Raw genomic sequence first — 26,291 nt, 5'->3', positions numbered from 1 at the left:
ACAGCAGATCTGGCCTGCCAGAAGCGAAGTGTACTTGTCCTGTCCTGCGAGGATGCAGCAACTCTCGCGATGGCCTCTTCTATCGAGAGGTTCCTATAGACGTCGTGCTCGCTCTCTTCCAGTAGTCGCCAGGACAGTTCTGCTCACCTTTCCTCCTCGAAGGATATCTTATGATATACCGTCATACCCGGTGATATAACCGTTTCTCAGCACTCATACCGGAGGTGAACACCTCAGAAGACCAGTAGGAAGTAGATGATGCCGTGGAGGTCGGCTGTCTGAGGTCGTACTGTGGTCTGTTGCGGCTGACTGTGGCTGCTGGTGTTGCCGCTCGTGGCTGGGGTCGGGGGCGGTGGTCATGGCGGCGTTGGCGGGGGCTGTGTGGGTATTGTGGCGGCTGTCTGTGGCGGTGGGGTCGTCGTGGCGGGTCGCTCTGTGCTTCGTCATCTGTTGTATCACCTCCTCTTGTTGTTGTTGTTGCTTGACGTCTACAGAACTGGAGTGTCTGCCGGACGGATGTGTGTTGATGGAGAGAAGTAGTAGTGGCATTCTGATGTGGGTCTGGCAGACATGCACCAGTATGGCATCTGACGACATGAGGCTGTCGTCTGGTCCTTCAGTGCGAATCCCGGTGGCCGGTCGCGTCCTCACTATGACTCGGAATGGCCGGTCGTCGCGTTCAGTATGACCTGCGGTGGCCGTTCTCCCGCACTGGTATGACCCCCCGTGACCGCTCTGTGACGACCATGAATAGCGTCGACACGACTCACTCATGAGTGAAGGGAAGAAGCAGGTCCACCGTCCCTCAGGAACACATGACCGGACTACCAGTGGGACAGAGTCTGTACCCACGCGCACTCGTGTCTCGTGTACACAGGAGTCCTGTATGTCGCTCCCATGAGACGGCACTGCGGAGGAGCACACCTTGACGACTCGTCAACTGTCGAGCAGACCTCGGGAGTCGTGTGACCGCACAGACACACACATTTGCATCACACTGCGTATGTCCAAGACTGTCCAACCTCGCGGCACCAGCTGTCAATCCTGTTACCGGAGTTCACCGATACTGGCTCCCGTGCATCATGAGCACAGCGATTCCCTAGGAGTGCCCTAGGGGAGTCAGTCCAGTCGCAACGACAGACACTCAGGCTCAATCAAGGTAGAATCCCTCTCTCCTCTCTCCAGAACACCACCAAGTCGATCAAGTTGAGGTCATACCACCCTCTGTGTTCGGCCAGTACGATGAGGGCAGGTGACGGGTGTCCCGCAAGTGCGATTACGGACGGCGAATGCGGCGTTATGAAGCCGGTGAACTTGATTTCACCCCCAATCTGACCAGACTGGCTGTTCTCCATCACGAGTACAGTCTGCTGTGTGCAAAGCACGATATCAGTGTCCGTGTCGCTGTCCAAATCCGAAGCAAGCGCTCCTAGCCATGTGTAGTCATAGTATCTCTCAATTATGGGCTGCTCCACATTGATCGAGTCGCCCGAGAGAAACACGAGCACGCCACGTGATGCTCCGATGTTGGACGCCAGACCCACATCTTGGATGCCATCACCATTCATGTCTGCGATGACTAACCAAGCAGACCGCTTGGCTTGAACTGTGTCAAGGTATCGCGAGACGTTACTGAATTGTCGACTGCTGGCAGATTTCGACCACACAGTGAGGTTGCCGTTGTCCTGCACAGTGATAATCTCGTCTTGATTGTCACCATCCAGATCCGCGGCAAGGACGTCCAGTATGTTTCGGGCAGTGAGTGAGAGGTAGACATCGGGAGTCAGGTGACCGCTCCCGTTGTTGTGCAGGAGGACAATGTGATTATGATCCCCTAGCAGGTAGACTCCCACGTCCGGAACATCAGAGCCGTGTGACCGATATGGGAATACGTGACGTATGGGTCCCAGTAAATACTGCGAGGCAACAGCAAAGGCTCCAGTACCACTATTGGATAGCGTGACCAAGTACGTGCCGTCATGCGTGGCGTTAAGGGCACATATGTCAAGGGAACCATCACCGTTGAGGTCTTCAAGAACAAAGCCGTCCCATGACCCACTGGGCAGTATCTGAGTCCGGTTCTCGAACCCACCTGTTCTATTCTGGAAGACCGCTTCCAGCGAGTAGTCACCTGTAACCACAACATCATCCAAGCCGTCACCATTGAGGTCTCCCACTCTGAGTTGCGTATACATATGGCTGCCCTCTGGGATAGTCCAGAGCGGAAACGTGTACTTCGAGTAGTCCGTCCCAAGCGATGTCGAGTAGACCAACCACGCAGATACTGAGAAACCGGCAATCAGAAGAAGGGCTACTGTCGGTATGACCTTGACGTATGTTCTGGACATGTTCTCATTGCCTCCAAGCGCTAGTGGCAAACCACCTGTACGAAGGCAGCTGCAACATTGTCGATAGTCGTGTCATATACAACGAATGGTTCATACATATCCGGGTTGAAGTATGCAATGGTTCTCCAGGATGACCAACCCCACCACCACCATGTCTGGGCAGTATCCCCGTCTGGGTCATGAATGGCACGCACACAGAACTCTGTTCTCGGAAAGGGCCAGTATGCCGCGTCCATAATCGAAACCGGTTCCCATGGCAATCTGCACTCCGTGTCCTGAGGAGGATTGACATCTGGTCCAGTCATATACTCATCGGCAAGATGGAAAAACGCATGGCCCAATTCGTGCGTGATTGCGAGATAGGCAGGCCATTCCGTCCAAGTGGCGGAATCATGAGGCCAGTATTGTGGGAGATTGATCCTTTGCATACCACGATAAGAACCCTTGATTGGATTCCCTTGTGCATCGACACTGTATTGAACAAGAGCATTGGGATTGAAGTTGTTGGCTTGCCAGCAACGGATATGGGCGCTGTCCCAGTTCAGTCCACCCACATAGATGTCTATTCGTGTTACAATGAGCTGCTCCTCGAACGCATCCCATGCGTGGTCAACGAACTCCCGAAGCCCTTGTACGAAATTGTCGAGATACCCACTTGGTGGGTTCCAATCGAATGAAACCACGAGCTGCATTGTCTTCGGAACGTACTTTGCATCGCTTCTTTCGACTGCAAGATATACTAGGGTCCAAGGCATATACGCTCCAGACTTAATCTCAACTACAACATCGTAGAATCCAGTGGATGGCATGAACTCATGCACATCTACTACGGTTTCGTATGATTGGTAGATGACCCGTTCAAAGGCTAGCTGACCGTTTACTCTGATTCTGAGCCACCTTGTATATGGGTCCGCCGACTGATGCTACATGCACTTGTTTGGTGAACCTACTGTCATCACGGAGAAAGACATACCTATGAATCTGAGACTCATATGCCATGCTGTTCCCGTCTGCCGAGGACACATGTCTTTCATAAATGTACACAGGAGTCCTGTCCGCCCAGACGGCACTGGGACTGCACTCCTTGAGGTCAGTCGCGTGTTGGTTGACCTCTGTCCGTCTGTTTCCGTACGTTGGTATGTTAACGCCACAGTGTGTGCGCGGACTGCCCAGTCTCCAATCCACCGCCGCAAATCGCCGCAGCGACCGCACTTGGTGTCGAAACGGAGTGGGCACCACAGCAGATGCAGCCCTGCACGGAGGTGGTTCGCCTAGTCTGACACGGTTCGACCATCAGCCGCCATCTGTAATCGATGTGGAGCAGGGCGTCGGAGGATGAAGTGCGCTGTGAAGGTCATCATCAGTAAGCCAACTGCGGCAGGAATGACCAGCGGCGGTGAAGTCCAGAGCGAGAAACCGGTCCAGAAGGCAAGACTCAGCATCAGACTACTCGCCACCCGGGGGTCAATCATTGGCGCTTCTTGCCAGCTTTCTGCCAGCGTCATGTGCAGTAGAGCAGAACCCAGAGTCGCTGTCATGAACCATCCAGTGTAGTTCGTGAGTGGAATCCCGTAGTAGGGGCCGGGCTCAAGCCAGACCCAGATCTGGAGAACAACAGCTGCTGGATCTAGGATGAGGTCTGCAGCGACAAGCAGCAATGCGCTGAAAGGGATTGCGACCAGTGCACGTCTTGTGAGCTGACTTGCAAGTGCCATGCTGCCAAGTATGAGCGGCGAGAAGGCGAAGGCGACACTCCACGGTACGAGCCCGAAGACTCTAAAGCCCATAAGCTCTGTGTAGTAGAAGCCGCCATATGGTACGCCTGTACTGATACCTATGGCCTCCACAACAAGCGGGAATACACCAAAGATGGCCAGTATCAATGCGGTCCTCTTCGTCCCGGCCCATCTGAGAAGGTAGTAGTAAGAGGGCAGCGCAAGCAGTACGACGAAGAGGGATGACACCCAGTTGACAGCGCCGCCTATGTCAACATTAGCCACAAGCCAGCTGGCAAGAAAAAACGCCACGGAGAACACTGTGAGGAGCAAGTCCTCAATACCGGCCCTTGGGCCATGTGACTTGAGGGCGAGCGAGGTCATGACGGGCTTGCATCTCCTGTGGGCCTTCACATCGCTGCTATCTGCAGTAGCAGACTCAGTGTGATTGTCATTCCGAACACGCCGGTGTAGTATGGGAAGTACCAGTACGTCTTGGTTATGTCAGTCGACGGTCTCAGTAGCAAGTACAGGGGAATTGCAGGATATACCAGTGTGAGAAGGTTAACGGGGTAGTTCCATGGAGTGACAATAGTCAGTACTGCCGCGAAGAGTGCCCAGAACACAAGGCAGAGCAACAGGGAGGCAGTCCGCCCAATTGCGACAGCCGTGGTCCTTACGTTTGCCTTTCTGTCAGCGTCGATGTCTGGGATTGCGGAGAACACCTGCATTGCTGACGTCCAGAAGAAGGCTGCAGAGAGAGGTACAAGCGGTGGGACTGTTGCGGTCACCTGATAGAATGCAAGGATGGCCGGGACGACATAGAGGAAGTTGGAGACGAAATCGAGTACTGGCACTGCCTTCAGCCTGAACGGCTTGGCACTATAGAGGACTGACAGCGTCATCCAAGACAGGATGAGCAGGACTGCGGTGAGGTCGTTGAACTGCAGTAGCATCAGCGTCAGACCGTAGATGAATGACAACACCACAATGCCATATAGCTTGGTCGCATCTCCTATTGTTGCTCTGTACTCCTTGTCGTCCTTCTTGGGGTTGAACACGTCTGTGTCCTTGTCCGAGATGTCGTTGACTCCATAGAGGAAGACGTTTGCGGGAAACATGAAGAACAGCAGGTGAAGGAGAAAGAGCGGTGCGCTCAGGGCTTGTAGAAGGCCATCCACCCCAGTATAGGTGCCGGTGTGGGCCAGACCGGCGATGTAGCCCACGGCATATGTGCCGCCCAAGTAGAGCCAGAAGCGCACCCTAGAGACCTTGAAGGCCAGTGCCAATACTCCGGTCGTCAGGATCACCCCTGTTGTCGTATCACTTCGAGAGTGGATGGTTCTTGGTGACAAGGTCCGCAACTATCTCTGCGGATATGAGGGCCATTGGGACGCCTATTCCCGGGTGAGTGTATTGACCCACGTAGTACAGATTCCTCACCTTCTTGCTGCGGTGTCTAGGTCTGAAGAATGCAGACTGACTGAACGTGTGCGTCAGTCCTACTGCGGTGCCCTTGTAGGCGTTGTAGTCCTCAGCGAAGTCATTGACTGAGAAGACTCTCTTGACTACAAGATGGTCCTTGAGGTCCGTCTTCAGGACGGTCTCCATGTGTGCGAGGACCTTCTGGAAGTACCTCTCTCTTATCTCCGGTGTGTCTTCAATCCCTGGTGATAGGGGTATTGTCACGAATATGTTCTCCTTGCCGGCAGGTGCTACGGTGTCATCCATTCGGGATGGGCAGGAGAGGTAGTAGGCAGGCTCGTCCGGCCATGCCGGCTCCTCGAATATCTGCTCAAAGTGCCGCACCCAGTCATGGTAGAGTATGACATTGTGGTGAGTGAGGACATCTATCTTCTTGTCGAATCCCAGGTATAGCACGAACGCAGATGGCGCAATGGTCTTCTTCTCCCAGTACTGTGTGGGATATGTCTGCCACTTGCGGTCAAGTAGCTGGGTCTCAGTATGTGGATAGTCTGCATTGGACACGAATAAGTCGGCCTCCACATTGCCCTCGCTGGTCGCCACCCAGCGTGCTCGTCCTCTCTCCACATGAATGCCTGTCACCTCGACACTCGTCCTGATCTCCGCCCCGTGTTCTCGTGCGAGCTGCTCTGTCGCATCCACAATCTTGCCGATGCCTCCGTACGGGTACCAGACTCCCAGATTGAAGTCAATGTGCGATATCATCGAGTACAGGGCAGGCGTGTTCTTCGGGTTGCCGCCCAGGAACACTATGGAGTACTGGAGTATCTTTCTGGCCCGTTCGCTCGTGAAGTACTTGCGAGAGATCTTGTCGATGTTGGAGAGGATGCTCAGCTTTCGGCCCGCAGACATCAGCCGCGGACTGAACATGGCCCTGATACCAGCAAGGTCCTCGTACATCAGCCCCTTCATGAGGTACTCGTACTTCTCTCTGGCCTGCTTCAGATATCTTTGCAGCTTCTCTGCGCCGTGTTCTTCCAATCTGTCGAAGAGAGCCATGTTGTCCTCCAGGTTGGCAGAGATGTCTACCGTTTCGTCTGCGAAGAATATCCTGTAGGAGGGGTTGAGTCGGATGAGCTTGTAGAAGTCCTCCGTTCTCCTGCCAAACGCCGAGAAGAAGTGGTCGAATATCTCAGGCATCAGGTACCATGACGGCCCCATGTCGTAGACGAAACCGTCTTTGTTCCATACTCTGGCTCTGCCCCCAAGGTCTTGGTTCTTTTCGAGGACTGTCACGTCATAGCCTCTCTTCGCGAGAAGAGCCGCTGAAGACAGTCCACCTATCCCGGCACCAATGACTATCGCTTTCATTCCATGTGCCTTCAAGAAGAGGATTTACACGCCCACTGACTAAAAAGCGTCGCTGTAGGTGAGCTTTTCGTCATTTGCGAGTCGCTTCTTCGACATGGCCCAAAGGAACACAACTAAGAGCTTAATATTGAGGGGCGTGCAATCTTCTTCAACCCAGAATTACAGAATCCGTGTACCTGTGGTCTAGGGGCCTTTGCCGTATAGACGGTGTGAGCATATGCTAAGCCAAAGAACACATTACCTAAGGATACTCCCATCTGAGGTCAGAGAATCGTCCGCCAGTCGGCCAATCGACTTGCAGGAGAGTTATGACTACTGCATGGGCGTGTTCAAGGAGAATGCTAGATCCTTCCACTTTGCATCAAGGTACTTGAACGAGGACGAGCGACTTGCCTTTGCAGCACTCTACGGCTTCTGTCGCATGGCAGACGACTTCGCAGACGAGATGAATCTCAGTCTAGAGGAACGCGAGCGTGAGCTATCGGTGCTTGATGACATCGCTGACCGCCTCGCAGAAGGAGAGGTATTCAATCATCCGCTCTTCCGAGCTTTCGGCGACACGATGGTCCGCTACAAGATTCCAGTGAAGTACTTGCATGAGCTCATAGAGGGCGTCCGTCTCGACCTGACCTTGAAGAGTGTAAAGACCAACGAGGAGCTTGACAGATACTGCTACTTGGTGGCTTCGACGGTCGGTCTGATGATGTGTCACATCTGGGGTGCTACCAGCCCTGAGACTCTGGATAGGGCTGCCGATCTTGGGATTGCATTGCAGCTGACCAACATCCTACGAGATGTGGAAGAGGACTATGGCAACGGACGCATATACATACCCGAGGAGACTCGCAGGAAGTTCCGTGTTCGTGACGAGGACTTCGGTCGCAAAGAGGTGAGTCCGAACTTCAGACGCATGATACAGCATGAGATCTCTCGTACGAGGGCCATCTGCAGATTGGCTGAGGTTGGTATCGAGGACCTCCCTCCTGCGGGTGCCTTCACCGTCAAGGTGGCAGCCAGGGTCTACGGTGCTATCCTGGATGAGATTGAGAAGATGGATTATGACGTGTTCAGGAAGCGCGCTGTGGTACCCAAGTGGAAGAAGCTCGTGATAGCGCTTCGAGCCAGAAGAGAGTACAGGAGAGAGGTCAGGGAACAGGAGCGTATCAGGCGCCTGTCCGGATGACTTCTCAAGACACGAAAGGAGCAGACCTGAAATGACTACGCACTCGTCCATGGACAACTCCGGCAGGCGCACCATTGTAATTGGAGGTGGCATTGGGGGTCTTGCAGCTGCACTCAGAATGCAGGCATCAGGCTTCCCGACGCTTCTCCTCGAAAAGCGACACCAGCTGGGGGGTCGAGCCGGGGTCTTCACCAAGAATGGCTACACGTTCGACACCGGGCCAACGATACTCACCCCACCTACTCTGGTTGATGACCTTTTCAGCTTCGCCGGACGAAAGGCAGGCGACTATGTTCAGCTCAAGGAGATCAAGCCCAAGTACAGGCTCTACTTCAGCGATGGAACACAGATGGAATATGGCGGCATGGAAGACAACCTGCCTCAGATTGAGAGGTTCAACCCACATGATGTCAGGGGCTATCAGAAGTTCCTGAAACGGGTCAAGCCTATCTATGAGCTTGGCTTCGAGAAGTTTGGCTCCATGCCCTTCGAGACGATTTGGAGCATGGCAAAGATGGGCCCCGCCGGAGTGTGGCACAAGGCGTACAAGAGCGTCTATGGATTTGTAGCAAGCTACCTGAAGGACGAGCGGTTGAGGATGGCGATGTCCTTCAATCCGCTGTTCATAGGCGGCGACCCGTTCGAGGCGACCGCAATATACACGCTCATCACATACATTGAGGAGAAACATGGCGTGTGGTGGGTAAAGGGCGGGACCCACAAGTTGGTGGACGGCATGGAGCGACTCTTCAGAGAGCTGGGCGGAGAGGTTCGACTGAACTCCGAGGTCAAGCAGATAGAGGTCTCCGAGAGGAGACGGGTCAAGGGTGTCACGACCGCAGATGGCACCTTTCACGATGCGGACCTGGTAATATCCAATGCTGATGTCGCCCGCTCCTATACGACCATGATTGACAGACGATTCAGGAGACGAGAGAGCGACAAGCGCTTCAGGAAGGCCAAGTACTCCATGAGCCTCTTCATGGTCTACTTTGGAGTGAGGAAGCAGTACCCCGACATGGCGCACCACAGTATTGTGTTCGGGCCAAGGTACAAGGGTCTCATCAAGGACATCTTCAAGAACCGCCCACTACCTGACGACTTCTCCACCTACCTCCACATTCCCACACGCACAGACCCGGAGCTGGCACCACCCGGCTGTGAGACCATGTATGCATGCACTCCTGTGAGCAATCTTGACAATGGTATCGACTGGGAAGAGCGTAAGGAGTCGTTCAAGGAGCATATCCTCTCAACACTCGATCGGAGAGTACTACCCGGACTATTAGACAACCTTGATGTTGTGAGTGTGTTTACACCCAAGGACTACGATGTCGAACTCAACTCGTACAAGGGAGCGGCATTCAGTCTGAGACCAACCCTTCTACAGTCAGGCTTCTTCAGGCCTCACAACCGGTCGCAGGACGTCAAGGGGCTCTATCTGGTGGGCGCAGGAACCCATCCCGGGGCTGGAGTGCCCAGTGTCTTGATGAGTGCTGCCCTCACTACCAAGATGATCATGCGCGACATCCAGCGGGGAAAGGTCTAAGACAATGGGCAACTGACCTGTAGCAGACACTGTTCCCGCATCAGCGGGAGTACACCTCTTCCACTCGGGTGTTACTGGTAGAAACGAATGGTGTCTCCCGTCGGAGCAGGAGTACGAGGCGCACTCTCTTCGCCCGTTCCATGTGTCGTTTTGTCAGACCTGTACAGACAGCCTTCGCAGTACCGGCATGCAGAGACTCTCGTATGAGCGTTCCGCCAAGACGCGACATCGATACTCACGCGTGGACCGATACGCCCTGCATGCTGAACTCTGACTGTTGCACTGCTGGCATCTCAGGGAAAGCGAATGCTGCAGAGTTGCCAACTACAATCAGGAGCGTCCTGCCAGTCACGAAACTCAGATGCTCATGAAGAAGGGACGCTCCAGAGTTGACTTGAGTGCAGCGAGGAACTGACCGGCGGGTGCTCCGTCGAGTATCCTGTGGTCCACCGCGCAGCTGGCCATCATCATACTGCGGATCACTATCTTGTCGTCCACAACGACGGGTTTCTTCTTTATCTGCCCAAGTGCTAGGATTGCTGCTTCTGGAGGATTGATGACAGGGATAAAAAGGTCCACCTCAAATGGGCCAAGATTGGAGACTGTGAAGGTGGTGCCCGTCATCTCATCTGCTGAGAGCGTACCCTCCCTCGCTTTCTTGGCCATCATCTTGGTTTCCTGAGCTATCTGAGTGATGGACTTCTTGTTTGCTCTCCTCACATTCACTACGATGAGTCCCTCGGGAGTGGCCATGGCAACGCCTATGTTAATGTCCTCGTAGCAGTGGAGTTCGTTGCCTACAAGTGTTGCATTGAATCTTGGGAATCTCTCAAGGACGTCAGCCACCGCCTTTACTATTATATCGTTGAATGAGACCCTCACACCGTTCTGTCTCTCAGGGCTGGCGTTTATCATCTCCCGCAACGTCACGACCTCGGTCATGTCAATCTCCGTTATCATCGTTATGTGCGGGTTCTGAGCGCTCTGTGTCATCCTCCTTGCGATGGTGCGGCGAAGCGGACTCATTGGTTCGACGGTCCGAATCCTTCTGTCATCGGCCGGTGGTGTTGTTTCAGACGGGGCTGCAGCAGGAGGTTGGAATGACAGAACATCTCTCTCTACGACTCTCCCCTCTGGACCTGTACCGGTCACCTTGGTCAGGTCGATACCGGCAGCCTTGGCTCTCATTCTCGCTCTAGGTGACGCCCTGACTCTGCCGTCGGGGAGCAGTGCGCTTGACGATGGAGTCGGTGCGCTCGTAACAGACTTGGGAGTAGACACACTCACAGCCGCCTGAGGCACGGGCACGTTCATCTTCTTTGGTCTGGCGTCCGGGATGGTGTCCCCCTTCTTCCCTATGTATGCAATGGGCTCCGATATTGGAATCTCATCGTTGACATCGCAGAGTATCTTGAGGAGTATCCCGTCTTCTGGCGCCTCGAGCTCAAACTCGTTCTTTTCCCCGAAGATCTCGACCACGGGTTCTCCCTTCTTCACCGGGTCACCCTCCTTCTTGAGCCACTTTAGAATCACGCCATATTCCATGGCCACACTCATCCGTTGCATAATCATCGTGGCGACCATTGTGACTTTCCTCATCGACAAGCTGAGAATCGGGGGTTAGGAGGCAGTATTACCTCTGGCTGACCTAACATTGTGTATATAACGCTGATGATGCATTGTACTATGTGCTGCGGCCATCTGTGCGGAGGAAAGGGCACTTGCCAACAAGACCGAAACTGCGTTCTCTACTACGACCGACCGTATTGCTCCAAGTGTTCATGGCTACCATCATCTTCCTTCTGCTCTATGTCGTCAGTCGGTCCAACTATCTCCTTTTTCATGGCATCGCCGAGGTGTCAAGCATTGTTGTCGGTTTTGCCGTGTTCGCTGTGGGCTGGAACTCACACAGGTTCTCCGCCAGCAGCTTTCTGCTGACGCTGGGGATAGCGCATCTGTTCGTAGGTTTCATAGACCTGCTCCATACCTTTGCGTACAAGGGCATGGGGGTCTTTGTGGGCTTTGATGCAGACCTACCAACCCAACTGTGGATTGTCGCGCGGTACCTCCAGAGTATCTCCCTGTTGATTGCTTCCATCACAGTGAAGAGGGTCGTGAATAGATGGGCGGTCTTCGGAGTATACACCACAGTCACTGTCCTTGTACTACCTACGATCTTCCTCAGGCTGTTCCCTCAATGCTATGTGGAGGGATATGGGCTGACTCCTTTCAAGATTGTCAGCGAGTACATCATCATAGTCATCCTGATTGCGGCCGCATTACTCTACCGTTTCCAGAGAGAACACCTTGACCAACGTCTGTACCAGTTGCTGATGCTCTCGATGCTGATGACAGTGTTCGCGGAGTTCTCATTTACGCTCTACACGGATGTCTACGGCGTCTTCAACGTAGTCGGTCACTACTTCAAGGTGGTCTCCTTTGTCTGCATCTATCTTGCCGTCGTCCGTGGAAGCCTCACCCGACCGTATGAGATTCTCTTCAGGGACCTTGAAGCCAGTCGACAACGAGAGGCGGAACGTGCGCAGACACTGGAGAGGACAAACCGAGAGCTCGAGGCCTTTGCAGCTGCGGTGTCACATGACATCAAGAGCCCTCTACATTCTATCAAGATGCTGACCGGGCTCCTGACTCTTCAGCTCGATGGAAGTGAGGCGCTTCAGCAGATAAGGGAAATCGAGTCTAGTGCTGACAGGATTCAAGACCTTGTCAAAGACCTTCTCGACCTGTCGCGGGTCGGTTTCAAGACAGTTGAGCTCACACCAGTGAGTCTCACCGTTGTCTTTCAAGAGGCGGCTGAAGTCTTGCGAAAACAATACCCGGACCGAGATGTCCAGATGACCATTGCTCCTGATATGCAGGTCAATGCAGATGTCGGCCTCATAAGACTCGCAGTCCAGAATCTTCTCGACAACGCCTGGAAGTTCACTGCTCACAGTCCGAGTCCGTCTGTAGTTGTCGGTTGGGAGATGCAGGCGGGAACCCGTGTCTTCTACGTGCGAGACAATGGTATCGGCTTTGACATGAGTCAGGTTGACCGACTGTTCCGACCATTCGAGCGTCTGCACTCGGCTAAGGAATACAGCGGAACCGGGATTGGTCTCTCCATAGTCGAACGAGTGATTCGGGCACATCACGGACGGGTCTGGGCACAGTCCACTCCCGGCGTCGGTACAGTCTTCTACTTCACGCTACACAGTGAAAGGCCACAGGGACTGCCATGACTACTTGAGAACCTCTCTTATTGCCTCAGTGATTCTCTTCTCATCTGGAATGAAGCGGTTCTCTAGGCTGGGTGCGAATGGGACAGGTGTGTCGGGCGCATTCACTCTCTTGATCGGTGCATCGAGCCAGTCAAAGGCTTCCTCCTGAACTACCGCAGCCACTTCAGCAGTCGTGGCTCCAGTCTTGGTCTCCTCGGTGACCAGTACCAGACGACCTGTCTTCTTGACGGAGTCGATGAGAGTCTTCTTGTCCAGTGGCACCAGCGTTCTGGGGTCAATGACCTCTACACTTATGCCCTCCTTGGCCAGCTCCTGAGCCACAGCAAGGGCCTTGTGTACCATCATGAACGTACCCCACACAGTGACATCCGTGCCCTCTCTCCTGACCTTTGCCTCGCCCAGAGGTATCACGTAGTCACCATCGGGGACCTCCTCCTTCTTGTCGTAGACCAGCTTGTGTTCGAAGAACATGACTGGATTCGGGTCGCGAATGGCTGCCTTGATTAGTCCTTTCACATCGGAGGCGAATGCCGGGACCGCAACCTTGAGTCCTGGAGTGTGCATAAACCATGCTTCCAGTGACTGGCTGTGATGGGATGCGATGTTCTTTCCGCCACCGAAGACAGTTCTTACTACCAGTGGCACAGATGTCTGACCACCAAACATGTATCTCATCTTGGCGGCTTGGTTGCACACTTGGTCCATCGCCAAGGCAATCAGGTCGCCAAACATTATCTCTGCCACCGGAAGCAGGCCGGTTATCGCCGCTCCCACTGCAGCTCCGACAATAGTGTTCTCGGATATGGGTGTGTCTCTCACCCTGTCGTCGCCGAACTCTTCAGCCAGACCCTTGGTGACTGAGAATGCTCCGCCCCAGTTCCTTCCGATGTCCTCGCCAAGTAGAAACACCCTGTTGTCTCTCAGCATCTCCTCTCTGAGTCCTGCCCTGAGTGCATCTCTGTACGTCATCTCGGTCATCTAGGACACCTCCGCATAGACGTCGTCGAACACCTCGTCGGGCTGTGGCTGTTCTGACTTGATGGCAAACTCGGCTGCAGCATCCACCTCTTTCTGCAGCGTCTTCCGTATCTTGTCTGCTTCCTTTTCAGAGAGGGCTGCCTGCTCGACTGCAATCTTCTTTATCGTCTCAACAGCGTCCTTGCTCAACCAGTAGTCCGCCTCCTCCTTGGGGCGATACTTTGCGGCATCGAATCGTGAGTGTCCCTTCATCCTGTAGGTCTGGCACTCGATGAGTGTGGGTCCCTCTCCCCTTCTTGCCCGATCAACTGCAACCACAGCCGCCTCGTACACAGCAAGAGCGTTCATCCCGTCCACCACGACGTTCGGTATGCAGTACCCATCTGCTCTCTGAGCAATCGTCAGGCTCGGGCACATCAGCTTGATTGGCGTGCCCATTGCATAGAGGTTGTTCTCCACCACCCAGATCACGGGCAGTCTCCATATGGCTGACATGTTCAGTGACTCGCCAAACGTGCCATTGTTCGAGGCCCCATCACCGAAGAAGCACGCCACCACTTGGTTGGTCTTTCGCATCTGACAGGACAGAGCCGCTCCGACCGCAATGGGCAGTCCTGATGCCACTACTCCTGTCGCGCCAAGCACGCCCACATCAAACTGGGTGATGTGCATTGAGCCGCCCTTGCCTTTACACGAACCCGTCCTCTTGCCGAGGAGCTCTGCAAGTGCCGCACTCATGTCTGCACCCTTGGCAATGACGTGTCCGTGACCTCGATGAGTGCTCTGAATCAGGTCTGACTGACTCAGTGCTGCAGTAACTCCGGCCGCCACTGCCTCCTGACCAAGATATAGGTGAAGTGTGCCGGGGACCAGGTTCTGGCCAAACAGCTCCCACACCTTCTCTTCAAAGAGTCTTATCTTTAAGGTCCGTGTGTAGAGGTCAACAAGGATGCTCTTGTCAGTCATATAACTCACATCGGCAGGCTGTTTCGGGGTTCTTCTGACTCGCCGCGGAGTCACTCCACTCATAAAGTCATCGAAGCGACTTCTGGCTCCCATCCGCAATCATCCTGTATCGGTCTACCCTCCTCTGCGGTCACTCGGTAGTTGTCCCTGCGCCTCACACAGACATAAATGCAAGAGCGTTTGGTCTCACCGTGCGGACCTCATGCATACTGAGGTGAATGAACATGACGATGGCTGAGATTGCGGTAGTCCTCACCACTGGTCGTACTCTTGCGCAAGGACGAGCGCTGGAGACCGGAAAGCAGTCAGTAGAGTATATCGAGTCAACAGCTGTGTGCGAGATGGACGCCTCCTCTATCTCAGCCCTCGGTATATCCCCCGGCGAACCAGTACTTGTCCGGACTGATGCGGGTTCGGCTGTTCTCAGATCAGCTGTCGACCGACGGGCACGTCCCGGAGTCATCTTCGTACCTACTGGACCCTACGCCAACCTACTCATCGGTGGACTGACCGGCTGCAGTGGTATGCCCACCTTCAAGGGGGTCGCAGCGAGAGTCAGTGCCGCACCCGGTCAGTCGGTCATGGGAGTGAGTGAACTGCTGGGCAAATTGCTTGGGGAGTAGTCCGTGTTGACCGACGACGTGCCTGTTGTGAACGTACCCTGTCCCTTCTGCGGCTGCCTGTGCGATGACATCGAGCTCATGGTCCACGATGGGAGAATCAAGTCCAATCGGAATGGGTGTGCTATCAGCAAGACCAAGTTCCTCAGGCATGCCGACGACCGTCTGGTCGGACCTTCTTTGAGACATTCGAGCGGCCACGAGCTCGTGTCGCTTGCAACTGCGGTGGACCATGCTGCACGGATACTCTCCGCCTCAAAGAGGCCTCTAGTGTATGGTCTCAGCTCAACTGAGAATGATGCACACAGGGAAGCCTATCGCATAGCCGAACTGGTGAGAGGGGTGGTAGACAACACCTCCTCGGTCTGTCACGGGCCATCCATACTTGGCACTCAGGATGCTGGCGAACCAATAGGCTCGTTGGGAGAGGTTCGGCTCCGCGCGGACCTTGTAGTCTATTGGGGTTCGAATCCGCAGGTCTCCCATCCTCGACATCTGAACAGGTACACACGCCCGATTGGGGAGTTTGCCTCGAAACGGACCATCTGGGTCGTTGATGTGAGGAGGACGGTCTCTGCTGAGGCCGCAGACGCATTCTACCAGATACAACCCGGCCATGACCTTGAGGTGATGTCGGTCCTCAGAGCTCTGCTTCGAGGGCACAAGCTGGACTGCACTGAAGTTGGAGGACTCTCCATCGGACAGCTCCAGCAGATGGCAGAGTCGATGAGAGCGGCAGAATATGGAGTGCTCTTCTATGGCCTGGGTCTGACACAGAGTTGGGGCAGACATCACAACGTGGACGCGGCCATCCGACTTGTTCAGGAGCTGAACGAGTATGCAAAGTGGAGCATGGTGCCAATGCGTGGTCACTTCAATGTTGCAGGAGCCAACAGGACCCTGACATGGACCACCGGTTACCCCTTTGCAGTGGACTTCTCCAGAGGCTACCCACGATACCAGCCCGGGGAGTATACTGCAGTCGACCTACTACAACGGGGCGAAGTTGACGCGCTGCTGAACGTGGCCGCTGATCCTCTTGCCAGTCTCCCTGCAGCTGCGGTCCGACATCTCAGACGCATCCCTGTGATCAATTTGGATCCAAAGAGGAACCTGACCTCTCTCATTGCTGAAGTGAACATACCCACTGCGATGGCCGGAATAGAATGTGACGGGGTCGCAGTGAGAATGGACGGCCTTCCTCTATACCTCCGGAAGGTAGTGGAGCCGCCAGCTGGAGTGCTTCCAGACCGAGAAGTCCTCCGCATGATATACGACAGGATGGTGAGCATGAGATAGTGTCACGCTCTCTACTGCTCCAGAACTGCAGGGTGTATGACCCACTGCACCACATCGATGGTGAGATAATGGACATCCCCATCAGGGATGGCAAGATAGTGGACTCCGTGCCCGAGAGTGCCTCAAGGATTGACCTCTCCGGGCTCACTGTCATGGCTGGCGGTGTCGACATTCACACTCACATTCTCGGGAGCAAACTGAATACCGCTCGTGCAATGTGTCCCGAGGATCATCGAGCTGACCCGGTAGCGGCAACAAAGAAGACACGCTCCGGTGTGGGTTTCACATTGCCGAGTTCATTCGTAACCGGCTATCGCTACTCCACAATGGGATACACCACTGTGACTGAACCGGCTGTGCCTCCCGTGAAGGCTCTCGACTGTTGGGAGGAGTTGCACGACCTGACGAACGTGGACATCGCCATGTTGCCTATGTTGGGCAACAACATGATAACATTCGACTTCGTCCAACAGGAGGACCTGCCCGGTCTTGCAGCCTACGTCAGCTGGATACTTCATAGCACCGGTGGCCTCGGCGTCAAGGTGGTTAATCCCGGCGGGACCTATGCATGGGCTCACGGGAAGAACGTGCGGGAGCTTGACACCGAGATACCCGACTGGAGAATCACTCCTCGCATGATTCTCACATCGCTTTGTCAGGCGGTCGAGATGTTGGGCCTGCCACATCCTCTGCACTTCCACCCGAATAACCTGGGAAAGGTGGGTAACGTCGAAACAACCATTGCCCAGCTGGAGTCGCTTAAGCACATCCGAGGTCACAACGGACGGAAACACATTGTGCACCTTGCCCACATCTCGTTCGACGCTCTTGGAATGGTTGAAGGCGGGAGGCCTGAGTGGAAGGATGTACACTCCGGAGGCCTCCAGCTTGCCGAGTACGCCAATGCAAACGACCACTTCACAGTCGACCTGGGGCAAATCACCTTCGGGCCTGCTACAACCATGACAGGTGATGGTCCCTTCCAGTTCTCTCTGTACGAGCTCACGCATTCAAAGTGGGCGAACATGACCGTGGATGTAGAGCTTCCCGGTGGCGCAGGCATCGTGCCGTATACCTACGACCCAAAGTCCCCAACGAACGCTGTACAGTGGGCGGTCTCAATGGAGTATGCCCTCAACATCAGGGACATCTGGCGATGCGCTCTGAGCACAGACCATCCCAATGCCGGGCCTTTCACAAAGTACCCTCTGGTCCTATCCTGGCTGATGAGCAAGCGGCAGAGGGACCGATGGCTGACCGAGATGCACCCGAGCGTCGGTCAACGCTCCACCGTTGCAGAGTCTGACAGAGAGTGGTCTCTGTACGAGGTGGCGATAGCAACCAGGGCTGCACCAGCGGTGATCCTAGGGCTGCAGGCGACGAAGGGTCATCTCGGTGTGGGCGCGGATGCGGACATCGCCGTCTACGACCTGCGTCCTGACGACATTCAGCGTGACCCCGACCGGATTGTCCGTGCATTCAGCTCAGCCCACCTCACAGTGTTGGGCGGGCGCGTTGTGGTGAAGAGAGGTGAGGTGGCGAGTACTCCACATGGTCGCGTATGGTCGTCAAGTCCTCAAGTGGAGGAGAGTCTACATCGTAGGGTCGTCGGCGAGGTGAGAGAACGATTCAGTCGATGGTATGCTCACTCGTTCGACAACTATGCTGTGCCTGTACGATACCGTGCTGCTTTCGAGACGCCCATGGCTACTCCGTCAGTTGCTGAATCTTGATATGGCGGCTTTGCACCAGCAGGAGTAGTATTCCGAGGACCATGACCCAGAATGAGGTTGCAGCATCAGTGACGGACATTGCAATCATCGTCCCACATACACATTGGGACCGCGAGTGGTATCGTCCCTTCCAGAGGTTCAGATACAACCTCGTCAGGTTGATCGACGAGCTGCTCGACTGCCTGAAGGACAAGGACTACAGGTTCATGCTCGACGGCCAGACAGTCGTGCTTGAGGACTACTTCGAGATACGACCTGAGCGTCAGGAGGAGTTACTCACGCACATAAGGGCTGGTCGAGTGTCTGTCGGACCGTGGTATCTCCTGCCTGACGAGTGGCTAGTGGGTGGAGAGAGCCTCATTCGGAATCTTGAGTACAGCCACGACCTCGCCGCGCGGCTCGGCATTCCGCTCATGCAGATTGCATACCTCCCTGACCAGTTCGGTCACACCAGTGCAATACCGCAGCTGGTTCGCAATCTCACTGGTCTTCGTGCAGCAGTCCTATGGCGAGGCGTGCCGTGGAGTCTGAAGACAACCCTGTTCCAATGGAGGTCTCATGCCAACTCGCCCGACTCGCTCCTGACTGTCTATATGCCTGGCGGGTACGGCAATGCGTCGAGGTTTCCCGAGGACTATGACGGTTTCGTGGACCTCGCTCGGGGTCTCATACAGGACTTGAGACCGTTCTCGGCAGTCCCTGTCTACCTGCTGATGAACGGGTCTGACCATCTCTTTCCTCAGCCCTTTGTGACGGCGTATGCCAAGCGTCTGTCAAGCCCAGAGCTTGACGTGAGCGTGGATGGTCTGGAACGCTACTTGGACCTCGCCGAGAACGCAGTGCAAAGCCAGGGTGTGGAACTGCCCGTCTACGTTGGGGAGCTGAGGTCTCCGGCAAGGGCCCCGATGCTCCAAGACACATATTCCGCGAGGATGTGGATTAAGGTCTGGAGTCAGAGGGTCGAGGACCTTCTGGTCCTCAAGGCCGAGCCAATCGGAGCTCACTTGCATGAGCTGCTGAACTTGGAGTACCCCTCCGGGTTTCTGACGACCGCATGGAAATGGTTCCTGCAGAATCAACCTCACGACTCAATCTGCGGATGTTCTGTGGACCAGACTCACGAGGAGATGAAGGCTCGGTTCTCGTGGGCTCAGAGCATCGCAGAAGCCGTCATCGAGGGCTATTCAGAGTCCATCCAGAAGTCTATTGTCCCCAGCGATGAGTCACAGGTCCTGGTATTCCATTCCGGACCCACATCGAGGACACCCACGTACTTTGAGTTCTCATTTCCGAGAGGGGCTGACATCCGCAGCCTGAGGTCTCCTGACGGAAAGGCGTATGCCGTGCAGCGGGTCCGGGCACATGATGACATCTTTCTCGACATGACGCTCGGCATCACAGCTGCCAAGATGGGCATGAAGCTGCTCCCCGGGAGAAAGCTGATGGACTTCTATATCAATGGAGTGGAGTACCACGAAGGTGCGGAGCCCGGTCTGCTGGAACTGAGATTCGACGCAGACTACCAGCCGCTCGGTGACTTTGACATGGAGGCCTTCAAGAGAGAGGCTCGCGAGATTCTGGCCAGCAAGGCCTACAAGAAGATACACATTGTCGCTGCTCGTCCGACACAGACAGTCTACGCATCTGTGGTGCCACTCAACTCATGGTCATTTGCATGTCTGAGTGCGAGTCCCGATCAACCGGAGCCGGAGCCGAAGCCGGAGGTGGTGCCTCTGACTGCTACCACTGAGAGGGTGGCCAATCGCTTCTACCAAGTCGTCTTCAGCAAGGATGGCACATTGAGCCTGACAAACAAGGTCACAGGTTGCGTCTATCGTCGGTTGCACGTCTTCGAAGACTTTGGCGACCGCGGCGACGAGTACACTTTTGGCATGGTGCCACCGGACTATGTGTCTGTCACAGACGTGAAGCGATCATTGCGGACAAGTGGTCCCCTGTTTGCTGAGGTGGAGCAGAGCATGGTGCTGACCCTGCGCGACCGGCTTGATGACACAAGGACTGCGAGAGTTGGAAAGACCGAGGTCCCAGTTGAGTCGGTATTCCGCTTCTACCGCGACACGCCCCGAGTTGAGATTGTCACACGTATTGTCAATCGGACGCGCGACCATCGTCTGCGCATATGCTTTGACCTCCCGTTCAAGTCCGAACACACGACAACGTCCACGCACTTCGGCTGTATCAGACGTCTGGCCGCACCGGAGCCAATGCCAACACCCGACCAGCTGCGGGAGTCGGTCTCAACATATCCCGAGATGCCATCTGGGATTCAGGCACAGAAACGCTTCATCCGAGTCGATGACGCAAACGGCCCAGATGCAATCACAGTCTTCAACAGGGGTCTTCCAGAAGTTGAACTTGCCAACGGTTATCGTATTGCGCTTACACTTGTGAGAAGCGTTGGTTGGTTGTCACGGTCGGACTTTCCAGAGCGACCCATGCATGCAGGTCCCGCGGAGCCCACTCCCGGGGCTCAGGAGATGGGTACGGAGTACGAGTTCTTCTATGGTTTCATGGTCCATTCGTCATCAGACCCGCTGCATATCAGTGCTGAGGAGTCTGAAGCGGCAGGTGCGACCCCCTTGGCCTTCACGGCGTACAAGGCTGTGTTCCCAGAGAAGCTCTCCAGCCCTCTGCTAGAGCTTGACAATCCGTCGATCAGAGTGTCGTCGCTTAGGATTCGTGGCAATTCCCTTCTCGTCACTCTGTACAACATGTCGGATGTGCAGGAGACGGTGACTCTGACTCTTGCGGGTCTGCAAAAGATGGCGGACGAGGTCAAGATGGACGGGACTGTCATCAGAAGCCATACGGAGCGAGGTCGCATACCAGTCACCTTTGCACCCCGCGAGATTCGAATGCTGGCTCTCAGACAGTGAACCCGTGAGATGCGCGCATGACTACCATTCTTGACTTGGCCGTCCTTGCGGTTCCGAGGACTGCCCCGCTACTACGAGCACTGTGTGCAAGGGCCGTCATCTGACCTCCTTCGCAGCTCCGAGGACTGGCCCGCTACCTCTTCAGGCGGTGGTAGCTGGTCGACTTTGCGGGGTTCTTCCTTGAACCTCACTCCATCTTCGGTCTCAAGATCGTCAGTGTACATGACAGTGCCTTCAATTACGACCTCTCGCTCCAGGTATATGTCTCGGGCATAGAGATGCCTGACTCTGGCTCGCTCCTCAACGCGTATCTGCTCTCCATAGAGCGCCTCTGTGCGAGCCCGCTCTCGCACCACTATGTCTCTTGACTCAACAAAGCCACGCACCTCGCCCCTGCGTCCAATCCTGAACCCATCAGTCGCACGAATGTACTTTGCCTCTGCTCGCCCGCCAACCGCCAGACGGTAAGTGTCGATTCTTCCGCCAACGAAAATGGTGCCGCCAATCTTGATAGTGCCATTGCATCGGAGGTCTTTCTCTATCTCAATCTTGCCGCCAACATCAAGGTCCTCCTTGATATGCAGACTGCCATCAACGGAGAGCGCGCCTCCGACGTCTATGGTGCTTCCTTCCGAGTCTCCTCCCAGCCTGACCGACCCGCCAACATCAATGACTCCAAAACTGAGATTCCCATCAGACTTGAACGAGCCCCCTATGTCCACCGAATGGACAGTGGAGCCCGGTCCTACTACACCTGAGCCTCCGACGTCAATCTCATCCACTTCAACGGCTCCCAGGGCCTTGAAGCTGCCTCCGACATCGACCTTTCCAATCCTGCCGGTGTTGCACTTCACTGAACCACCCGCAGAGACCTCCGATACAGTGGCACGACCGTCGATTGCCACAGAACCTCCCGCACTGACCCTGTCCGCCTCTGCATCGCCTTCTATGTGAACACTCCCGCCTGCACTCATGCGGTGCGCCTTGGCGTTTCGCCTCACCTTGATCGAGCCTCCGGCCTTGGCACCGGAACAGGTGAGGTTGCCCTCTACTCGCAGTGCTGAAGCGGCTCCAATCTCCTTCGCGGATGCCGAGCCGTGGACCTCAAGGTCACCTCTGTCAACAAAGGCTGTGGTCTCAATGTCAAGGTCTCCCTCAACGGTCACAATCGACTTTGCCTTTGCGTGTAGTGCCTTGGCCTTGAGAGCGCCACCGAAGATGACATCACCCTCCACTCTGACATTTCCATTGATCAGTATCTGCGTTCCCTCTCTTGGAACCACAAAGTCACAGTCGGAGATCTCGATGTCTCCTTCGATTGCGCCCAGTTCTAGTCTGGGTTGTCCTTTGAACTTGACTCTCTCGGTCATGCGTTGGTCTCCTTGATGACATTCATCCAATCATAACGAGTCATGCCCCGAATATAAAGCGAAACCACAAGAAAGGGTCACAATATGTTACTACACAAGATGGTGTGGATATGCACACACTACATCCCGATTATGGGCTCCGGCATGGGTATGCCGACCAGCCCCGCCAGTCTCTTGTAGAGCTCAAGATATTGATGTCCTCTCACAGTGACCTTATAGACGCGATGACCGTCCTCCTCGTCCTCCTCCAACAGACCTCTCTCGACCATGTACTCTATGGTCTCCTTTGCCCTGTCCACGGGCAAGTTAGTGGAACGGGCGGCCTTGGTAAGTGGGCAGTACCCGTAGATGTGGACTATCCGGACTATCTCCGCGTAAATGTCGTAGCGGCTCCGTTTCAGTGGCTCACCCTTTTCCTTTGGCATGACACTTGACCTGACTGGTGATGTGATTCACACATTAAAAGGCCTCCGAAGTCACTGTATCATGGCACGATGATTCGCCACGTTATCCCAATGAATGCGGACTCGCTTGGCATTCATGGCTTCTGAGCACATATGGTCACAGGAGACGAACTACTGAGCGGGCTGTCCGAATCAGTCCCTCCTTCACCTGAAGACCATGCCTCTGTATTGGTACAAGCGCCGCCAGCGGGGGCATTGTCCCCTCTTTCGACACCGCTCCATACTCTAAACAGGCTGAAGACTGGCAATGCGAACGGAGAAGACTTATCTCTGAAGCGAGTCCTTCAGGCCGAGGAGACCACTCGCGTGATACGGGCTGCGTACGTCGTCAAGAACAACGGAGATCCACTGTACGTGCGAAGATACCACTCAGGTACTGATGAGTCATCCGGACACTCACCTATTCCCCATCACGTCCGCACCTGTGTCATGTTGTATAGTTCTTCAAGCAGTACCAACCCGGACCAGCCGTACATTATGGAGCATAGCGGCAACATGTGGGTATACTCCTTTCTGGAGAACTTCTCGCTAGTCATCGAGGCCACATCCGACGAGTCTCCTGCTGCACTCAAGAAGAAGGCCATGTCCTTGGGCAGGGCGATGGCTAGAGGATATGGACCAATTGTGGCTTCGTGGTCAGGCCAGTTGCAGGACGTCACAGGGCTTGAAGAGCTCGTTGATGATTACGTTCAGATGGACCTTCAGTTACCGTTGGACAAGTCCGTTCCTGCAATCGAAGAGGCCATAACAGAGATACTTCAGAAACACGATGTCGCGTATGTCGCTGTGCTAGATGCTCAGGGTCAGATGATTGGCGGCAATGTGCCTGACGCGCACCTCCGAATGATCCGTGAGTGGCTGACCACGGGTACACTCAGGACTTCAATGGACCTGGTACCGTCGGCACTAGAGATCAGCGGGTATTCCGTGCAGACACTCCGCGTACGAGGACTGACTGCTGTCGCTGCATCATATAGGGGCAGCAGCCGCATGGCCGCTACGAGAGCAGTCAGTGAGTTAGGTCAGGCAATCATGGTCTCGCTCTAGCATCTGCCCGAGAATCCGCTCGATGGGAGGACGTGAAGCCTGTCCACTAGGCGGACCCCAGAGTGGAGGCGCAAGACAGGAACTTCCGAAACGTAGAAGTATCCGTCCACTTGGACGTGCCTGTGAGGTGGCATCCGGATTGCTCATTGTGGGTGTGTCTGGCTCCCCGAAGAAGGCAAAGTCGAGTACTAGGTTTCTGTTGCAGAAGGCACTTGAAGCGGCTTCTGAAGTGTTGAACACGGGCCCTGGTGGAGAGTCTTCGACACTCATACTGGACCTGAGCGAGTACACCATACGCAGGTGCACAGGCTGCGACCTGTGTGTCAGGAAGAAGCCATGTCCTGAGAGCGAGATGGACGACTTTCCGAAGCTGGAGGAGAAGCTCAGGATGGCCGACGCAATCATCATCGCTGCACCGTCATACTTCACATCGGTCCCGGGAGTCCTGAAGGACTTCATGGACAGGTCACGGTCCATGAAGATGCAAGACCATCAGCTGCGTGACAAGGTGTTCGGTGCCATCACATTCGCGGGACTACGCTATGGTGGTCAGGAGGCTGTGATTGATCTGCTTAATCGCTATGCTCTCGCTCACGGCATGATTGTCGTGGGTGGCGTAGGAAGTCCTGTGAGGCAGGGTCCGTTTGGTTCCGGCAGCCTGCAGACAGACGAGGGGAAGTGGCGTACCGCTGAGACCGACACACTGGCCGTGGAGAGCAGTCAGCAACTGGGAAGACGTGTGGCCGAGATTGTAAGGCGCCTGAAGGCATGAGGTGCGAGTCTTTGAAGAAGCCGGAACTCTCGGGTCTGGTCCAAGTCTATACAGGTAACGGCAAGGGAAAGACAACATGCGCGCTGGGAGCCGGTCTGAGGGCTGCAGGACACGGACTTGAAGTGTTGATGATTGCCTTCATGAAAGCGAAGGTTGCCCACAGGGGCGACGGTGTCGAGGTCAATTATGGCGAGTTTCGAAGCCTTGAAGGCGTGACCGGTTTCAAACTCGTCCCTGTTGGCAGGGAGTGTTTCGTCGACAGGCACAACCCCGACCCAATCGACATTGAGAAGGCGCAGGAAGGGCTCAGAATGGCTCAGAGAGCCCTGAGAGAGCGGCTATGCGATGTACTTATCCTGGACGAGATCAACGTTGCAGTCGAGTGGGGACTCATCTCTCTGGAAGACCAGCTCGAGTTGATCGCATCCCGACCACCAGGCGTTGAGATCATCATGACGGGTCGCTATGCTCGACCTGAGGTCATCGAGGCCGCAGACCTTGTCACAGAGATGAGAGAGGTCAAGCACTACTACAAGGAGAAGGCGCTCCAAGCCCGAAGAGGATTCGAGTACTAGTGGCGGACGTAATCGGGTCTGTTGCACAACTGATGTGATACACAACTAGAAAGAGGTGTAAAGTCCGCCTTCGCCGCAATGTTCCAACTGGCAGTATTGTCGACTGCGTGGCATGTGCTCCTCTTCGGTCTTGCAGCGCTAGTGCCCTGCGAAACCTCTCAGACTCTTGTTCCACCTCCCGTCCAGAATGCCAGAATCCCGGCCTATGCACAGGCATATGACCTCTTCAGTCTTCTTGCGGTTCTGATGGGAGGGCTACTCCTTAAGGTCCGAATGCAGAGGAGGAAGCCGACGACATAGGGATTAAGTTCTGACTTCTGCAACAGACTCCCAAGAATGAAAAGCGCACCGCTACCTCGGACCTCGCTCGACGCCACGAATGTATGCGTATGCGGAGTCCGCGGCAATTGCACCTGTACCTGTGGCCACCACAATCTGTTTCATGGACTCTATCACATCACCAGCAGCGAAGATGCCCGGCACACTGGTCCTCTGCCTGGCATCGACAATGATCTCTCCCCTCTCGTTCGTCGCGACACCAATGTCTACGGCGAGCTTGCTCTCAGGGTTGGATCCAAGTGCTACAAACACACCATCCACCTTCAGACTCTTGGTGGCTCCGGTCCGAGTGTCCTCGAGGACAACATAGTCGAGCAGGTCGCCACCCACAAACTCGCGCACACGCGTATTCCAGAGAATCTCAACAGGGGACTTGAACAGGACGTCCTGGATGGCCT

23 protein-coding genes are annotated in these 26,291 nt (G+C 55.0%); 12 read left to right on the top strand and 11 right to left on the bottom strand.

Features of this window, described 5'->3' with window-relative positions; translation table 11 throughout:
* Positions 1-324 precede the first annotated feature (324 nt).
* The gene (locus HXY34_07910) at positions 325-540 is read left to right on the top strand and encodes a hypothetical protein (GenBank protein ID NWF96056.1); all 216 of its coding nucleotides are present in this window, start codon (positions 325-327) and stop codon (positions 538-540) included.
* Positions 541-1,154: 614 nt separating this feature from the next.
* On the opposite strand, the gene HXY34_07905 is transcribed toward HXY34_07910, so the two are convergent.
* The 5 genes from HXY34_07905 to crtI (HXY34_07885) form a co-directional block, all read right to left on the bottom strand.
* Positions 1,155-2,348 (bottom strand): VCBS repeat-containing protein, encoded by a 1,194-nt coding sequence (locus HXY34_07905; protein NWF96055.1) that lies wholly within the window; start codon positions 2,346-2,348, stop codon positions 1,155-1,157.
* A gap of 20 nt (positions 2,349-2,368) precedes the next feature.
* Positions 2,369-3,157, bottom strand: coding sequence for a hypothetical protein (locus tag HXY34_07900; GenBank protein NWF96054.1), 789 nt, complete (start codon positions 3,155-3,157; stop codon positions 2,369-2,371).
* 462 nt (positions 3,158-3,619) lie between these two features.
* On the bottom strand, positions 3,620-4,447 hold the full coding sequence (locus HXY34_07895) for a carotenoid biosynthesis protein (GenBank protein ID NWF96053.1): 828 nt from the start codon (positions 4,445-4,447) through the stop codon (positions 3,620-3,622).
* Between the two features lie 26 nt (positions 4,448-4,473).
* On the bottom strand, positions 4,474-5,367 hold the full coding sequence (locus HXY34_07890) for a prenyltransferase (GenBank protein NWF96052.1): 894 nt from the start codon (positions 5,365-5,367) through the stop codon (positions 4,474-4,476).
* Between the two features lie 19 nt (positions 5,368-5,386).
* On the bottom strand, positions 5,387-6,859 hold the full coding sequence (gene crtI / locus HXY34_07885; protein ID NWF96051.1) for a phytoene desaturase: 1,473 nt from the start codon (positions 6,857-6,859) through the stop codon (positions 5,387-5,389).
* A 217-nt stretch (positions 6,860-7,076) separates the two neighbouring features.
* On the opposite strand from crtI (HXY34_07885), the gene HXY34_07880 reads away from it, so the two are divergent.
* Both HXY34_07880 and crtI (HXY34_07875) read left to right on the top strand, forming a co-directional pair.
* Positions 7,077-8,042 (top strand): phytoene/squalene synthase family protein, encoded by a 966-nt coding sequence (locus HXY34_07880; protein ID NWF96050.1) that lies wholly within the window; start codon positions 7,077-7,079, stop codon positions 8,040-8,042.
* 31 nt (positions 8,043-8,073) lie between these two features.
* Positions 8,074-9,591 (top strand): phytoene desaturase, encoded by a 1,518-nt coding sequence (crtI, locus tag HXY34_07875; GenBank protein NWF96049.1) that lies wholly within the window; start codon positions 8,074-8,076, stop codon positions 9,589-9,591.
* 357 nt (positions 9,592-9,948) lie between these two features.
* Here the strand turns inward: crtI (HXY34_07875) and HXY34_07870 are convergent, their stop codons facing one another.
* A complete protein-coding gene (locus tag HXY34_07870) occupies positions 9,949-11,175 on the bottom strand; it encodes a 2-oxo acid dehydrogenase subunit E2 (protein ID NWF96048.1) in 1,227 nt (408 codons plus the stop codon).
* 137 nt (positions 11,176-11,312) lie between these two features.
* Here HXY34_07870 and HXY34_07865 point away from each other — a divergent pair, with 137 nt between their 5' ends.
* Positions 11,313-12,833 (top strand): hypothetical protein, encoded by a 1,521-nt coding sequence (locus tag HXY34_07865; protein ID NWF96047.1) that lies wholly within the window; start codon positions 11,313-11,315, stop codon positions 12,831-12,833.
* On the opposite strand, the gene HXY34_07860 is transcribed toward HXY34_07865, so the two are convergent.
* Both HXY34_07860 and HXY34_07855 read right to left on the bottom strand, forming a co-directional pair.
* Positions 12,834-13,811: an alpha-ketoacid dehydrogenase subunit beta gene (locus HXY34_07860; protein NWF96046.1), complete on the bottom strand. Its 978-nt coding sequence runs from the start codon at positions 13,809-13,811 to the stop codon at positions 12,834-12,836.
* On the bottom strand, positions 13,812-14,777 hold the full coding sequence (locus HXY34_07855) for a thiamine pyrophosphate-dependent dehydrogenase E1 component subunit alpha (GenBank protein NWF96045.1): 966 nt from the start codon (positions 14,775-14,777) through the stop codon (positions 13,812-13,814).
* A 224-nt stretch (positions 14,778-15,001) separates the two neighbouring features.
* Between HXY34_07855 and HXY34_07850 the strand changes: the two genes are divergently transcribed.
* Genes HXY34_07850 through HXY34_07835 form a run of 4 tightly spaced genes read left to right on the top strand, consistent with a single transcriptional unit; the run spans position 15,002 to position 21,326 of the window.
* The gene (locus HXY34_07850) at positions 15,002-15,400 is read left to right on the top strand and encodes a molybdopterin dinucleotide-binding protein (protein NWF96044.1); all 399 of its coding nucleotides are present in this window, start codon (positions 15,002-15,004) and stop codon (positions 15,398-15,400) included.
* Positions 15,401-15,418: 18 nt separating this feature from the next.
* Positions 15,419-16,696, top strand: a complete 1,278-nt coding sequence (locus HXY34_07845) for a formylmethanofuran dehydrogenase subunit B (GenBank protein NWF96043.1) — start codon at positions 15,419-15,421, stop codon at positions 16,694-16,696.
* Positions 16,696-18,429: a formylmethanofuran dehydrogenase subunit A gene (locus tag HXY34_07840; GenBank protein NWF96042.1), complete on the top strand. Its 1,734-nt coding sequence runs from the start codon at positions 16,696-16,698 to the stop codon at positions 18,427-18,429. The genes HXY34_07845 and HXY34_07840 overlap by 1 nt, the downstream gene beginning before the upstream one ends.
* 41 nt (positions 18,430-18,470) lie before the next feature.
* Entirely contained in the window at positions 18,471-21,326 is a 2,856-nt protein-coding gene (locus HXY34_07835) for a hypothetical protein (protein NWF96041.1), read from the top strand.
* Positions 21,327-21,397: 71 nt separating this feature from the next.
* Here the strand turns inward: HXY34_07835 and HXY34_07830 are convergent, their stop codons facing one another.
* Positions 21,398-22,696, bottom strand: coding sequence for a polymer-forming cytoskeletal protein (locus HXY34_07830; GenBank protein NWF96040.1), 1,299 nt, complete (start codon positions 22,694-22,696; stop codon positions 21,398-21,400).
* Positions 22,697-22,815: 119 nt separating this feature from the next.
* On the bottom strand, positions 22,816-23,121 hold the full coding sequence (locus HXY34_07825) for a hypothetical protein (protein ID NWF96039.1): 306 nt from the start codon (positions 23,119-23,121) through the stop codon (positions 22,816-22,818).
* A 345-nt stretch (positions 23,122-23,466) separates the two neighbouring features.
* On the opposite strand from HXY34_07825, the gene HXY34_07820 reads away from it, so the two are divergent.
* From HXY34_07820 to HXY34_07805, 4 genes are all read left to right on the top strand, one after another.
* Positions 23,467-24,207, top strand: a complete 741-nt coding sequence (locus HXY34_07820) for a hypothetical protein (GenBank protein ID NWF96038.1) — start codon at positions 23,467-23,469, stop codon at positions 24,205-24,207.
* A 22-nt stretch (positions 24,208-24,229) separates the two neighbouring features.
* Positions 24,230-24,979: a flavodoxin family protein gene (locus tag HXY34_07815; GenBank protein NWF96037.1), complete on the top strand. Its 750-nt coding sequence runs from the start codon at positions 24,230-24,232 to the stop codon at positions 24,977-24,979.
* Positions 24,976-25,554, top strand: a complete 579-nt coding sequence (locus HXY34_07810) for a cob(I)yrinic acid a,c-diamide adenosyltransferase (protein NWF96036.1) — start codon at positions 24,976-24,978, stop codon at positions 25,552-25,554. Before HXY34_07815 ends, HXY34_07810 begins: the two co-directional genes overlap by 4 nt.
* A gap of 96 nt (positions 25,555-25,650) precedes the next feature.
* The gene (locus tag HXY34_07805; protein ID NWF96035.1) at positions 25,651-25,854 is read left to right on the top strand and encodes a hypothetical protein; all 204 of its coding nucleotides are present in this window, start codon (positions 25,651-25,653) and stop codon (positions 25,852-25,854) included.
* A 51-nt stretch (positions 25,855-25,905) separates the two neighbouring features.
* On the opposite strand, the gene HXY34_07800 is transcribed toward HXY34_07805, so the two are convergent.
* Positions 25,906-26,291, bottom strand: a 386-nt coding sequence (locus tag HXY34_07800; protein NWF96034.1) for an FAD-dependent oxidoreductase, incomplete at its 5' end; no start/stop codon positions are given.

Source organism: Candidatus Thorarchaeota archaeon, from assembly GCA_013388835.1.
Taxonomy (GTDB): Archaea; Asgardarchaeota; Thorarchaeia; order Thorarchaeales; family Thorarchaeaceae; genus JACAEL01.
This window is presented reverse-complemented; position numbering and strand designations above follow the sequence as displayed.